The sequence below is a fragment of the Streptomyces filamentosus genome, from assembly GCF_014654895.1.
Taxonomy (GTDB): Bacteria; Actinomycetota; Actinomycetes; order Streptomycetales; family Streptomycetaceae; genus Streptomyces; species Streptomyces filamentosus.
In genome coordinates, this window is sequence record NZ_BNBE01000002.1 from 391,974 (window position 1) to 404,398 (window position 12,425).

Below are 12,425 nucleotides of genomic sequence, written 5' to 3' on the forward strand. Positions count from 1 at the left end.
GACGGATCCCGGTCAGAACGCGCGTGCGGTCCCTCCGGGGTCCTTGCCGGGGGCGGGCGGGGCCACGACGATGTGCGCCGGGAAGCCGTACGTCCTCGATGGGGAGGCCGAGTTGGACGAGGTGACGACGCGGAGGAGCGGACGGTACGGGCCGGGTCCCGGGGCCCGGCCGGAGGGACGGACGGGAACGCGGGCGGCGGTGCGCGCGCTGGTCGCGGAGTCGTGGCGGCGATCCGAGCGGGCCCGGGTCAGCCGGGACGGGACGGCGCCCACGGAACTGGACGAGGAGGAGCTGGCCGCGTACCGGGCGGGGCATCCGCTGGCGGCGGCGATGCCGGTGATCCGGGAACTGCTGGGCGCGGACGCCCGGGACGGCGGGCACCTGCTCGCGGTGTGCGACGCGGGCGGACGGCTGCTGTGGGTGGAGGGCGACCCGGCGGCGCTGCGGCGGGCCCGGCGGATGAACTTCACGGCCGGCGCCGGATGGGCCGAGGCCGCGGCGGGGACGAACGCGCCGGGGACGGCGCTCGCCGTCGGCCGGCCGGTGCAGGTGATGTCGGCCGAGCACTTCCGGCGGCCGGTGCGGGCCTGGACGTGCGCGGCGGCGCCGCTGCACGATCCGCACAGCGGGCGGCTGCTCGGCGCGGTCGACCTCACCGGCGGCGAGGACCTCGCCCACCCGCACAGCCTCGGCCTGGTGCGGGCGGTGGCGCGGGCCGCGGAGGGCCGGCTGGCGCTGCTCACCCCGGCGCCGGGGCGGCCCCGGCTGACCGCGCTGGGCCGCGACGAGGCGGTGCTCGTGGTGGACGGGCGGCGGCTGCGGCTGAGCCGGCGGCACAGCGAGATCCTGGTGGTCCTCGCGCACCGCCCGGAGGGCGTGACCGGCGAGGAACTGCTGACCCACCTCTACGAGGACGGTTCGGTCACCCCGGTGACGCTGCGCGCGGAGCTGTCCCGGCTGCGGGCCCTGCTCGGCCCGGGACTGCTGTGCTCCCGCCCGTACCGCCTCGCCGGTCCGGTGGACGCGGACTTCGCGGCGGTCGACCGCCGGCTCGCCTCGGGGGCGGTGGCGGCCGCCGCCGGGGACTACGCGGGCCCGCTGCTGCCGGGATCGGCCGCGCCCGGGGTCGTACGGCTGCGGGACCGGCTGGCGGACCGGCTGCGGGCGGCACTGGTGGCACGGGCGGATCCGCTGCTCCTCGCCGACTGGGCGCACAGCGCGTGGGGCGAGGAGGACGTGGAGGTGTGGCGGGCGCTGTGCGCGGCGGTGCCGGCGGCGCAGGCGGCGCCCGTACGCGCCCGGCTGGACGCCCTGGAGGCGGAACTGTCCGCGGGCACGGCGGAGTTGCGGCGCCCGCTCCTTCCCGCGGGCGCGGGGCTCCCGGGGCGTCCGCCCCTCGCCCCGGGAGCCCCGTCGCGCCCGCTCCGCTCCCCCGCAACGGGCTTGCAACGTCCGCTTCCGCACACTCGGCGGTGAGGGCGCGCCGGCCGGGACGCCGGACGCGCCCGCCGACCCGTCCAGCCCGACCCGTCCGACCCGCAGGGAGGTCTGCCGATGACCCGTTACGCCGCACCCGGCACCGAGGGCGCGCTCATGGCGTACCAGCCGCGCTACGACCACTGGATCGGCGGCGCGTACGTCGCCCCGGCCGGCGGCCGGTACTTCGAGAACCCGAGCCCCGTCGACGGCAGGCCGTTCACCGAGATCGCCCGGGGCACCGCCGAGGACGTCGAGCGGGCCCTGGACGCGGCGCACGCCGCCGCCCCTGCGTGGGGGCGCACGTCGCCGGCCGAGCGGGCGGGGGTGCTGCTGCGGATCGCCGACCGGATGGAGGCGAACCTGGAGGCGCTGGCGGTCGCGGAGACCTGGGACAACGGCAAGCCGGTCCGGGAGACCCTGGCCGCCGACATCCCCCTCGCCATCGACCACTTCCGCTACTTCGCGGGGGCGCTGCGGGCGCAGGAGGGCGCGCTCAGCCAGCTCGACGAGGACACCGTGGCCTACCACTTCCACGAGCCGCTGGGGGTCGTGGGGCAGATCATCCCGTGGAACTTCCCGATCCTGATGGCGGTGTGGAAGCTGGCGCCCGCGCTCGCGGCGGGCAACGCGGTCGTGCTGAAGCCGGCGGAGCAGACCCCGGCGTCGGTGCACCACTGGCTGAGCCTGGTCGCGGACCTGCTGCCGCCGGGCGTGGTGAACGTCGTCAACGGCTTCGGGGAGGAGGCCGGCAAGCCGCTCGCCTCCTCGGCGCGGGTCGCGAAGATCGCCTTCACCGGCGAGACGTCGACGGGCCGGCTGATCATGCGGTACGCCTCGGAGAACCTGAAGCCGGTGACGCTGGAGCTGGGCGGCAAGTCGCCGAACATCTTCTTCGACGACGTGTGGGCGGCGGACGACGACTTCCGCGACAAGGCCCTGGAGGGCTTCACCATGTTCGCCCTCAACCAGGGCGAGGTCTGCACCTGCCCCTCGCGGGCCCTCGTCCAGCGCGGCCACTACGGCGAGTTCCTGGAGGCGGCGATCGCCCGCACGGAGGCGATCGTCGCGGGCCACCCGCTGGACCCGGCGACGATGATCGGCGCGCAGGCGTCGGCGGAGCAGCTGAAGAAGATCCTCTCCTACCTGGAGATCGGCCAGCGGGAGGGCGCGAAGATCCTGACGGGTGGTCAGCAGGTGGGCCACGGCGGCGATCTGGAGGGCGGCTACTACATCCAGCCGACGATCTTCGAGGGCGACAACCGCATGCGGATCTTCCAGGAGGAGATCTTCGGCCCGGTCGTCGCGGTGACCTCCTTCACCGACTTCGACGACGCGATCCGCACGGCGAACGACACCCTGTACGGCCTCGGCGCCGGCGTCTGGACCCGCGACGCCAACACCGCCTACCGCGCGGGCCGCGCCATCCAGGCGGGCCGCGTCTGGACGAACTGCTACCACGCCTACCCCGCCCACGCCGCCTTCGGCGGCTACAAGCAGTCGGGCGTGGGCCGGGAGAACCACAAGATGATGCTGGAGCACTACCAGCAGACGAAGAATCTGCTGGTGAGCTACTCGCCGAAGAAACTCGGCTTCTTCTAACGGCACGAAAGCAGGCGCCTGACCTGGGAGTTTCTCCGGGTCAGGCGCCTGCTGGAAGCGCCCGACTCTTCTCTTAGGGGAAGCGTCGAAATATCTCTCTTCTCCCATTTCATCCCACCCGCATCCCAGTCCTGACCAGCGGTTCCGGGCCATACACGGGCCAGATTGCGGCTCAGCCCTTGAGGCTGCTGTCCTCGCTGCGCCGATTCCACTCCTGCATCGACTCCTCGATGAGCCGGTTGGAATGCTCCTGAAGACCGTCCAGGAACTTGGCGTAGTACTGGAAGAGCACTTGGATGCTCTGGCCATCCCTGCGTGCGCATTCGGCAGGATCCACGCCGGAGTGCAGCCAGAACGAGATTCCGGCGTGTCTGAGGTCATAAGGCCTCTTGGCGAGGAGCGTCGGCTGCTCATTGGGAGCCAGGGCCTTCTTACGCGCCCGCTCCCACGTCTTACCATAGGCCGCTGCGTCAACGTAGCCGTCGGCCGCATTGCGAAACACTCGGCCATCGGGCGCAACGCCGAATCTGTCGATGTGATTTCGCAGCGTGTGCACGAACGACGGCGGTATCGGCACGGGACGCGTGGCCTTGACGGGTCGCCTCTTCAAAGAGTGCACTTCGTGGACCGCGCCATCGTCCGTCCACTCCTTGCCAGCTGTAACGACGCCTCCGCTCAGGTTGAGCATGCCCCAGCCCGTCTTCGGCAGATGACACTGTGAGATCTGCAGGTGGATGACCTCTGCTGGACGCATGGCCGCGTAGTACATGCAGCCGAAGAACGCCTCAAGGTGCGGGCCGCGTCCTTGCTGCTTGCCCACAGCAGTCAACAGGCGGGCGACCTGGGTCGGGTTCGGCACGCAAGCTGGGTCTACTTCCTCACTCACCCCAGGAGCCTGCCACTTCACCCTGGCGAGGGGATTCTCCACGAAGTATCCCTTGTCAACTGCGGCTCCGAGGACCTCACTGAAGGCGGACCGCTTCCGCAAGGCGGTCTTGGCCGCAGCAGCCTCACCATCGATCTTACGACCGAGCGCGTCCAACGCCCTTCGCAGGACGTCTGGTTCCGTCAGCTCGCTGACGGGCAAGGAATGCCTCTGCATCCAGTCGAGGGCATGCTGCCATTCTGCAGATGGCTCACTCCCCCAAGCACGCTTATTGAACGCCCACGAGTACAGCGCTCGTCTCAAAACCCTCGGCTCCGAGTAGCGGACGTTGGGCCCAACCAGCGCGGGCGTGATGGTAGCAAGTGCATCAGCGAGGGTACGACGAGTGTTGCCAGGCGTTCGGCCCCACCGCTCGTCGATGTAGGCATGAGCCAGGTTGTACCAGGTGGTCCGCTGCCTGATAGCACGGATCTCAGAAGCCGGCAGACCAGTCTGCTCGTCGAACGCCTCGCCGTCGCGCGCCGCTGTCATGAGCTTCGCGCGCCGGCTCTCGGCCAACCCCTTGGTAATGAAGGACTCCGACCGCTCCCGGCCGTTGACCGTCCATCGAACCTCGAACGGCTTGCGACGCTTCGACCGCTCTCGGATGTCCCAGAAACGGACCTTGTAACTCATCGCCATTCAGGCGTGTCCCTTTCGCACGCCTGCCACCAGGCGTCCAGGTCGGCACGACGGCAACGGAGCTCGCCGTTCGGCAGCTTGATCATTCGAGGAGCCTGGTTGCGCGCACGCAGACGGTAGAACGCCGACGGACTCATACGAATCTCCGCCAGGACCTCAGCGAGTTTCAGCGCAGGGGGACGAGACATTTCTTCCTTTCAGCCGGGGACAGGAAGGGCTGCACAGGTGCAGGTCACAAGAGAGCACTGCGCAGTCCTGGGATAGAGCGTCCGCCGGCTGCACCACCACGCACGGCCGATGCGGACGAACATCAATTGTCGCGAGGATCACCGGTTAGGCTAACCGGCAATCATGGGCTATGTTGCGCTGCACTCCGGGCCACTGCGGCGCCCCCCTCGTGACGCTCGGGCGCTGTCATCCTGCGATGTGGTAGACCCGTCCACCTGACGATTCGCACTCCACAACACAAACAAGAAGGCCGTCCGTCTCAAGTCGCGCGAGGCTACGCGCGACGATCCGCTCCGGGCTTTCAAGGGAGCGAGCCACCTGCTCAAAATCGACTCCGGGGTGCCTAGCGACGTAGGCAAGAACAAACCGATCCCGACGGTAGTCGCATTGTATAAAATCCTCTCCGATCAGCCCGGCAACGCTCACACACAGAAATAGGCCGTTCGCTACGCCCGAGAAATCATGTCGCGCTTGAGATATCACGGCCTGCAGCGCACCGAGGGCGAACAGGAGAGGACAAGCAGCTCGGATGAGCAACGAAACATTTGTCAAAATTCCCCCAAGAGTCATCCACGCGAGAATCACAGATAAGTGGGCCGGATCTATAGGTTGACATCCGTCCGCAGCAATTTCCACCCCTCATCCCGAAGATTCGTCTGCCGTGAGCGATATAGGGACCGACCTCATTTCACCGGGCGATATCCAAAGAAGCCGACGCTCACGGAGATCAACAGGACGACTCCGAAACCCCCAGCAGCATCTGGAAGGCAGCCAGCAACACGGACAGCCAGTTACGGCAGCACCGTCCCTCAGGCATCCCCTCGATCTCGCCTTGAAGCTGGACGCCAAGGACAGCCTCCGGGCAACGAGAGCGCGTAGAGCACTACTCGCCGGCCGTGCGCGGTCGCCGCTGCCCGTGCCGACGTCGGCACGATGCCCTCCAGCTACTCCTGGAAGAAGGTAGGTGGCCCCAGACAGCTCAGCGGTACCAGTCGAGGGGTTCCGCTGCGGACGTACCGTCGGAAAGGGCCGCGTCCGTCAGTTGGAACCGCTGTCGACGGTCGCTGGCCGGTTCCTGCCAGGTGATGACGGTGCCGGCAGGCCAGCTGCTGGCGAGCAGGACCGCGTGGCCGTCCGGAGCCCGTTCACCAATCAGGGTGTATGTGCGAGCCGATCGCGCCGCTTCCGCGCATCCACCCGGCGCGATGCCGCACCGGGCACCCCGACGGCCGCGGACCCATGCGGCGAGAGCAACGGCCATAACTACGGCGCAGCCCCCAAGGTCTGCCGACATCGCTGCACCGAGCGGACGCTGACCCTCAGATCCTTGGCGATCGCCGAGCTCACCTCCCCCTAACGAGCTGGTGCGTGATAGCGGCTGATGCGTCGTTGCTGGTGGCTGGCATGATCCAGGTGTGACGATCATGGTCGACCGGACGGTTCTCGCGCATCAGTTCTTCACGGGCATCTCTCGGCATCATCTCGCCTGCCTGGCTCAGGAGTTGGCCGGGCCGTGGCAGGCAGGTGTCGAAGGGCGCCGTCATGAAGCACGCGGCGGGGCCAGGAGACGGGCCGCGGGGGCCGGCGCCCGACATCAACTGGTCTTCGTTGACCGCCTGGTCGCCACCCTGATTCATCTGCGGCACGATCTGCCGCACTCTGTTCTCGCCTTGCTGTTCGGTGTCGACCGCTCCACCGTCACCCGGGCCGTCGGGGAGATACGAGCGCTTCTGGCCGAGAGGGGATGCGCGGTCCCCGACCGCCCTGGCCTGCGGCTGCGGGCCCTGGCCGATGTGTTCGCCTATGCCCAGGCCGAGGGCGTCGAGCTGAGGCTGGATGCGACCGAGGTCCAGGTCCGCAGGCCTGTGGCAGGCCACGGCGGACGACGCGCGTTCGTCTCGGGCAAGAAGAAGCAGAACACGATGAAGACCACCGTCGTCGCCGACTCTCAGAGCCGCACGCTCTGGACCGATGCCCTGCGACCTGGCCGGATGCACGATGCGACCGCCGCACGCACCGAGGGCATCGGCGTCTGCTTCCAGCACTTCCCCGACATGGAGGTTCTCCTGGACGACGGATGCCTCGGCCTCCGCCGCGACCACCCCGGCAAGGCGATCACACCACCCAGGAAGCCGAACAAGATCGCCCTTCCGCAGGTGCACGCAGCCAGAGAGGAAGTCCGGCACCGCCACTCATCGAAGCGCATCACCGTCGAGCACGCGCTTGCCGACCACAAACGCTGGAAGCAGCTGACCCGCTGGACCCACCGCCGCGAAGCTCTGCCCGCCACCTACCGGGCCATCGTCGGCCTCGTCTCCGACCGCACCGCCCACGCCTGACCACGACCCCGATCAGGCAAACACGACTCCATCGCTATCACGCACCAGCTCGTAAGCCGCGGCCCACGGCCGGACGCCGGCCGTCGTGCTTGCTGCGTGGGTAGGGTCGAGTCATACAGCCCAAGGAGGAGCAGCCGAATGGCGACTGAGATCGTGATCGCGCAGACGACTATCGATGACGAGGAGAAGGCGAAGGCCCTCGCGCTGGGGCCGGTCGAGGCTCGTCTGGCGGCCTGCGCACACATCGACGCCCCCTTCACCGCGGTCTACCGCTGGAAGGGCAAGATCGAGACGGCCACAGAGTGGCGCATCTCCTTCAAGACGACGACGGAGCGCCTGCCAGAGCTGGAGGCGTGGGTATCGGATCAGCATCCGTACGAGGTGCCTGAGTGGATCACCCTGCCGGTTACCGGCGGCTCTGCCGCTTACCTGTCCTGGGTGGCCGACGAAACCACGACGGCCTGACGCGGGCTGGGGCCTCCGTCCGCCCTGCAGTGGGTGGACGGAGGTTCAGGCCGTGAGCTGACAGAGGTGGTAGGCCAGATCACGCTCGCCCATGGGGAGCAGCGACGCCACCACCCGGGCTCGTTCCTTGCCCATCGTGTTCGGCTTCGCGAGGGCAGCGGCCACAAACTTCCGCGAGACGTCGAGCCCCTGGTCCAGGCTTCCTCCTCTGAGCAGCGCAACAGCGAGATCCCCGAGGACGACGACACCGCCGTCCGGCAGACTGCTGCCGAGGCGAGCGACTGCGTCGTCTGCAGTGGTCGACAGCTCCGATCGCCGTAGCTGCCCGTAGACGGACAGCGTCAGCGAATCCATCCGGTAGGGGGTCACGAAGCGGACCCACGGCTGCTCACGGGTGTGGTCGGCGAAGTCATACGCGAACCGGGCGCGCTCCAGGGCCTTGAGGGCTTCGCTGGAATCCCCCAGGAGAGCAGCTTCCTCCGCGTACCGTCCGTGCACCCACGCCGTGGCCGTCGCGTTTCCGCGCCCCCGTACGTCCTGCGCGGCCTGGCGTAGGAGGCCGAGCTTGCGCTGAGAGGGGCGGTCTCCGTAGCTGGCGTACGTGAGCGCGAGCGCGCGCAATGGTGGGTGACCGGCCGACGCGGCGCACTCCGCAGTCACCTTGTAATAGGAATTGGCTCTCGTGTGTTCTCCGAGATCCCAGGCAACCCAACCGGCGAGCGCCGCTGTCTCTCCGGCCGCGATGGTGAGCGCGCGTTCGTGCTCGCCGGCGTGCGGTAACGCCGCCGTGATTGCGTCGAGGTGTGACTCGACCTTGTGTTGCAGGAGCCGGGCGCTCAGGTCGAGCTCTTGGACGTGTAGGTCGGCAGCACGCTCGATCAATGCGTTCGCGGAGATCTCATCGACTCGTGTTCCTCGCCGGAGGGCAGTAGCAAGTCGGCCCCAGGGTTCAGCGGCAGCCGCAGTGACTCCGGCGACTGCGCCCTCCAGTAGCATGCGACGCTTCATGTCCTCCTCGTGTTCTCTACGGCGACGAGCCTGAGCTCGTCTGGTGCGGGCTCCTTTCGCCTCTCTCAGCAACTCCTCGTAGGGCACCCCACAGGCAACGGCAATGTACCCGAGGGTGTGGTTTGTCGGGATGGTCTCGCCGTGTTCGTACCGGCTGATCTCACGGCGCGTGACCGTGACCCGGCCGGAGACAGCGTTGACCGCATCGGCCTGCTGTTCCTGTGTCCTACCGGACTTCTTCCGAAGTTGCAGGAGAAGTAAGGCGAACGGATCTTCCATGAGTGTGACCTCTGTCCGTGGGCGGAAGCCCATCATGGCGTCATCTCCCCCTGCAATTTCCCCCCTTGACAGATTTTTCCCCCGTCAGGTTCCCCTGTTCCCGGATCCTGTCCAGCGGTGCGATGGGGGGCATGACCAGGCTCCAGGAGGCACCACCACCCGGCGGAGACAGAGACTCCGCGTCCATGACGCACGTACCGGCTGCGATGAGAGTCGACCGCGAGCACACAGACACTCGCGGTGCTCTCGGCCGCATCCTCAGAAGCGCCCGCACGCGGGGGGTGCACCGCTCCAAGGCCGACGCGCCTCCGGTCGGCCGGCCCCTGCACCAGTTACGTCGACGCCTCAACCACAACGGCTTGACCCGAGCTGCTGAAGGCACACGTGCGGCTCGCGTTGTCCTGTACGTCCGCACCTTTCACGGGGAAGATCCCGGCCCGGTGTTCTCCCAGCTTCAGGACATAGCCGCCCGGAAGGGCTGGGCTGTGGCCTACCTGCATCACGACCAACTCCCCTTCGGCGGCAACCCCAACGTGCCCCCGGACGAGTGGCCTGGCTGGGTAGCTGCGAAGAACCAGATCAAGGGTGGCTTCGCCGATGGTGTCCTCGTGCCGAACCGGCACCACATCAGCACCGACGTTGCCGCGTACATCCGGGAACTCGAATTCGTCGGGTACCGCAATGGCTTCACCTGGCTGCTGGCCTCCGAGTCCGAACCCTGAAGGAGTCCGCTGCGATGGCTTGATCAGAAGGGGATCGGCTGGCGGCAGATTGCCGCTCAGATTGCCTTCGTAATCACTGTCGGAACTCTCGTCCTCTGTCTCCTGCTCAGCACTACCTCCCCTTGAGAGGAACGCTCGTGTCCCCGCTCGTCCATCGCCTCCCTGGCCAAGTCCTGGCGGCGATCACGCCCCGCGCGTCCGCCCCGTTGCAGGTGGACCTGTTCCGTCCGAAGGACGGTCCCGTCCACGACAAACTCGCCCGGCACCTCAGGCCCGCGCCCCTCTCGGACGGCACCGAGCCGCAGCAGGAGGTCCAGGCGTGAAAGCACCCGCCCCGCGCCGTCCCCAGGACCTCTGGGCCAGCATGTGCTCGCTCACCGACACAGGGTTCACCCCGATCTCAGAAGAAGAAGTCCGCCTCTTCCAGAGCCATTCCGGAGCCGCGCCGGGCCAGACCGTCGTGGACATCGGCACAGGCACCGGGGAGTGGGCGTGCGAGATCGCCCGCCTGGGGCTGGCCGTCGCCGGCTACGACAGCGACGGCGCCGTGATCGAGTGGGCCCGGGAGGTTCACACGGAGCACACCGCCCGCCTCCACTTCGCCCGGCACGACTTCACCGCCGGCGCGATCCCGGCCAGTCTCCGCCCCGGGAGCGCCGACATCGTGTCCTGCCGACACTCCCTCCACCTCATGGACGTCCCGCGCCTGATGACCGACATCCGCCGGTGGCTGCGCCCGGACGGCGTCCTCCACGTGACCACGTCCGTCTCGGACGTCCGCGCGGCCGGCTTCCCCGACGCCCAAGTCCGCGCCCTCGCCCAGGGATGGCGCGAGCACCACCAGTACACCGTCGACCCCCATCAGCAGGTCATCGCCGTCGTCCTGCGTGGGCCCGGCGGCTGATCTGCCCCGCCTTCCCGACCATCCGCGGCGCCGTGCCGCGCCCCGATCTCCTGGTACATCGGCATGGGATTGACGCGCCGCCTCCCGGGTGCCGGTCCGGCGTACGAGGACCCTCCTGGAGGAACCCCGTCGTGTGTAGCCACGTCCCCCGCTGTCCCGCCGCCGACTCCAGCGACCGTGAGGCGGCCCTGCCGGTGGCCCCCCACCCGGAGCAGGGCTGGAGCCTGCTGTGCAACGGCGTCCTGCTCTTCGAGGACACCGGCGAGCTGCTGCCGGACGGGACGATCGTCCCGCCGCACCGGCCCGAGGAGGCCCTTCGTGCCGCCTGAGACTCTGCCCATCGAGTTCTTACGGGCGGCGGCCGAGCACCAGGCCCCTGAAGCCCAGCTGCACGCGCTCCACCTCGCTATGGTCCGCGCGCACGTGACGGCGCTTCCCGCCGGGACGAAGCTGCCGACGCTGGCGGATCTCTCGGCGGTCCTCGGCATCACCGAGACGTCCCTCACGTCCGCTCTGAGGCGGCTGGACCTCGAAGGCGAGATCGCCTACAGCTACCGGGGCCACCGCTACCGCCTGGGCCCTGGAGAGCAGCACCCGTTCGACGTCGCCCTCGACCGGTCCGTCCGCGACGGCATCCGGGAGGGCAAACACCGGCCGGGCGACGCGCTTCCCACCGGCATCCTCGCCCAGCGGCACGGCCTGGACATCGAGGCGGTCCCCCGGGCGCTGCGCGGCGTCATCCGGGACGACCTTGTGACCGACCGAGATGGCCCTGCCGGCCGCGCCTTCTACGTCCGCGACCCGCAGGAAGCCGTCCTGGACCAGGTCCGCGCCTCCCTCTAGATCTCCGCGGCCTGCCGAAGAGCAGTCGCGTGCCGCCCGCCCGCGACCGATGCCACGGCACCGTCCCGCGCTCTCTCCCAGTACCAGATCCCCCCCCAGCAACCCGACCCACGGAAGGCCGAATCATGAAGCTCAGCCACGCCATCGCCTTCGCCGCCGGAGCGACCGTCTTCGCCTCTCTGGGTGCCGAGCGCCGGCACCAGGAGCGCCAGGACCTCGCCGACAAGCACCACAGGGAGGCGATCCAGCGCGCCGCCGAGCGGCACGGCGAGGAAGCCGCGCTTTCCAGGCTCCAGCACCAGCAGCGGCTCCAGCTCGGCGTCGCGGCTCTGCACCAGCGGCTGCTCGCCGACATCGCGACCGACCCCCAGCACCAGGAGATCTGGGCCAAGGACGACAGGTCTGCCGAGCAGATGGCCGAGTACGTACGGGTCAACCGGCAGATCAGTCTCACCCAGACCGTCTACGAGCTGGGGCTGTGCGACCTGGACGAGCTGGGCGTGCGGGCCCGCGCCCTCATGGAGCGTCCGGCCGTCCGCCCCTTCTGGACCGCCACCCGGGACTTCCGCTCCCAGGAGTCCCAGGGTCCAGAGAGCCGCGAGTTCGTGGAGGTCCTCGACTACGCCCACGTCACGATCTCCGCCCAGACCTCCGAGAAGACGCCCGCGGATGCCTGACCGGGGCAGCCGGAGGAAGCCCCGCAAAGAACCGCTGCCCAAGGGGCCCGAACGGACACGGGTCGCCGCCGAGCTGCGCGAGCTGTACGAGGAGGGCATCACGATCCGCAGCATCGCCGCAGTGACGGACTGGTCGTACAGCACCGTCCACCGGCTCCTCACCGAGGCCGGACCGAAGTTCCGCCTGGCCCAGGGGAGGCGCTGACTACCCACAGCCCTCTGCGTGAGGGGAGGTTGAGCCCCCTCACACGCAGCGTCGCCAGCAGGAGAAGGGAGGGAGCGGGTGAGCGCGGCACATCGAGCGAAGCGAGTTC

The 12,425-nt window shown here is 68.9% G+C and carries 14 protein-coding genes; 11 read left to right on the top strand and 3 right to left on the bottom strand.

Going from position 1 to position 12,425, the window contains the following annotated elements; translation table 11 throughout:
* The first annotated feature begins 199 nt into the window (after positions 1-199).
* Complete coding sequence (locus IE326_RS20845) at positions 200-1,477, top strand: GAF domain-containing protein (RefSeq protein ID WP_229915534.1); 1,278 nt, start codon at positions 200-202, stop codon at positions 1,475-1,477.
* A 78-nt stretch (positions 1,478-1,555) separates the two neighbouring features.
* Complete coding sequence (exaC, locus tag IE326_RS20850; RefSeq protein WP_190042578.1) at positions 1,556-3,079, top strand: acetaldehyde dehydrogenase ExaC; 1,524 nt, start codon at positions 1,556-1,558, stop codon at positions 3,077-3,079.
* Positions 3,080-3,251: 172 nt separating this feature from the next.
* Here the strand turns inward: exaC and IE326_RS20855 are convergent, their stop codons facing one another.
* Both IE326_RS20855 and IE326_RS40790 read right to left on the bottom strand, forming a co-directional pair.
* On the bottom strand, positions 3,252-4,646 hold the full coding sequence (locus IE326_RS20855; RefSeq protein WP_190042579.1) for a tyrosine-type recombinase/integrase: 1,395 nt from the start codon (positions 4,644-4,646) through the stop codon (positions 3,252-3,254).
* Positions 4,637-4,834, bottom strand: coding sequence for a helix-turn-helix transcriptional regulator (locus tag IE326_RS40790; RefSeq protein ID WP_229915535.1), 198 nt, complete (start codon positions 4,832-4,834; stop codon positions 4,637-4,639). The genes IE326_RS20855 and IE326_RS40790 overlap by 10 nt, the downstream gene beginning before the upstream one ends.
* Positions 4,835-6,298: 1,464 nt before the next feature.
* Here IE326_RS40790 and IE326_RS20860 point away from each other — a divergent pair.
* Entirely contained in the window at positions 6,299-7,213 is a 915-nt protein-coding gene (locus IE326_RS20860) for a transposase family protein (protein ID WP_190043441.1), read from the top strand.
* A gap of 138 nt (positions 7,214-7,351) precedes the next feature.
* Positions 7,352-7,678 (top strand): divalent-cation tolerance protein CutA, encoded by a 327-nt coding sequence (cutA, locus tag IE326_RS20865; RefSeq protein ID WP_190042580.1) that lies wholly within the window; start codon positions 7,352-7,354, stop codon positions 7,676-7,678.
* 45 nt (positions 7,679-7,723) lie between these two features.
* Here the strand turns inward: cutA and IE326_RS20870 are convergent, their stop codons facing one another.
* The gene (locus IE326_RS20870; RefSeq protein ID WP_308440332.1) at positions 7,724-9,001 is read right to left on the bottom strand and encodes a helix-turn-helix transcriptional regulator; all 1,278 of its coding nucleotides are present in this window, start codon (positions 8,999-9,001) and stop codon (positions 7,724-7,726) included.
* Positions 9,002-9,150: 149 nt separating this feature from the next.
* Here IE326_RS20870 and IE326_RS20875 point away from each other — a divergent pair, with 149 nt between their 5' ends.
* From IE326_RS20875 to IE326_RS20905, 7 genes are all read left to right on the top strand, one after another.
* Complete coding sequence (locus IE326_RS20875) at positions 9,151-9,687, top strand: hypothetical protein (RefSeq protein ID WP_190042581.1); 537 nt, start codon at positions 9,151-9,153, stop codon at positions 9,685-9,687.
* Positions 9,688-9,824: 137 nt separating this feature from the next.
* On the top strand, positions 9,825-10,010 hold the full coding sequence (locus IE326_RS20880; protein WP_190042582.1) for a hypothetical protein: 186 nt from the start codon (positions 9,825-9,827) through the stop codon (positions 10,008-10,010).
* The gene (locus tag IE326_RS20885; protein ID WP_190042583.1) at positions 10,007-10,591 is read left to right on the top strand and encodes a class I SAM-dependent methyltransferase; all 585 of its coding nucleotides are present in this window, start codon (positions 10,007-10,009) and stop codon (positions 10,589-10,591) included. The genes IE326_RS20880 and IE326_RS20885 overlap by 4 nt, the downstream gene beginning before the upstream one ends.
* 131 nt (positions 10,592-10,722) lie before the next feature.
* Positions 10,723-10,920: a DUF5999 family protein gene (locus IE326_RS20890; RefSeq protein ID WP_190042486.1), complete on the top strand. Its 198-nt coding sequence runs from the start codon at positions 10,723-10,725 to the stop codon at positions 10,918-10,920.
* A complete protein-coding gene (locus IE326_RS20895) occupies positions 10,910-11,434 on the top strand; it encodes a helix-turn-helix domain-containing protein (protein WP_190042584.1) in 525 nt (174 codons plus the stop codon). The genes IE326_RS20890 and IE326_RS20895 overlap by 11 nt, the downstream gene beginning before the upstream one ends.
* A 125-nt stretch (positions 11,435-11,559) precedes the next feature.
* Positions 11,560-12,111 carry a DUF6082 family protein gene (locus IE326_RS20900; protein WP_190042585.1) on the top strand — a complete coding sequence of 184 codons (552 nt, stop codon included), beginning with the start codon at positions 11,560-11,562 and terminating at the stop codon, positions 12,109-12,111.
* Complete coding sequence (locus tag IE326_RS20905; RefSeq protein WP_190042586.1) at positions 12,104-12,316, top strand: helix-turn-helix domain-containing protein; 213 nt, start codon at positions 12,104-12,106, stop codon at positions 12,314-12,316. Before IE326_RS20900 ends, IE326_RS20905 begins: the two co-directional genes overlap by 8 nt.
* The last annotated feature ends 109 nt before the right edge of the window (positions 12,317-12,425 follow it).